The sequence below is a fragment of the Neobacillus drentensis genome, assembly GCF_036965645.1.
Classification (GTDB): Bacteria; Bacillota; Bacilli; order Bacillales; family Cytobacillaceae; genus Neobacillus; species Neobacillus drentensis_D.
Genome location: NZ_JBALPZ010000181.1, coordinates 1 through 600, shown reverse-complemented (window position 1 = coordinate 600; position 600 = coordinate 1). Strand labels below are relative to the sequence as shown.

Below are 600 nucleotides of genomic sequence, written 5' to 3'. Positions count from 1 at the left end.
GAAATGCTTACAAGAGCTGTCCCTATTTTTGTTCATTATTATCTGCTATATTCTTTTGTTTCTTCTTTCTATATAAGCTTTGAACCTTATGTTTCTTTTGGCTATCATATTGACGGTCTTTCACATTTACTTCCCTCTACTTTCATCTCATTATGGTTAATATTTCTTCTTTATTGTACAAACTCCTCCTTCAGCTAAATTTCCCATTAGCGCAACAAGAAAAGCGATTGCTCTTATTGAACAAACGCCCCGTTACTTTAAGTACACTTCTTCACAATCTCTAAAAAATTATTATCTTCTATAATCAAAAATATTCTTTGGTTTTCTGTTTTCATTGTTAAAATTGAGTTCTCCACGAACTGCATTATCTGTTGTTTCCCACCACTTGAAACATATGCCTTATTGTATAAGTCCCATCTGGCGAATATTCCTCTGCAATTTTATTGCCTTTTGGCAACCGACTCATATCAAAGGAAATTTTGATGTTGATGCCGCGAATATATAGTAAAAAGAACAAAAAAATAATCCATCCTTGTAGACGATGGATTATTTGCATATGGTCAATTTTCAATACTACTTCCGACGCCCTTCATGTATTAC

Annotated in this window: 1 protein-coding gene; it reads right to left on the bottom strand. The window is 33.2% G+C overall.

From position 1 onward, the window contains the following. Window positions 1–364: 364 nt before the first annotated feature. Window positions 365–556, bottom strand: a complete 192-nt coding sequence (locus V7266_RS30825; RefSeq protein ID WP_420491504.1) for a DUF5412 family protein — start codon at window positions 554–556, stop codon at window positions 365–367. Between the last annotated feature and the right edge of the window lie 44 nt (window positions 557–600).

Coding starts and splice junctions, on each gene's coding strand:
- V7266_RS30825 (WP_420491504.1), bottom strand. CDS start 556: ATGCAAATAATCCATCGTCTACAAGGATGGATTATTTTTTTGTTCTTT.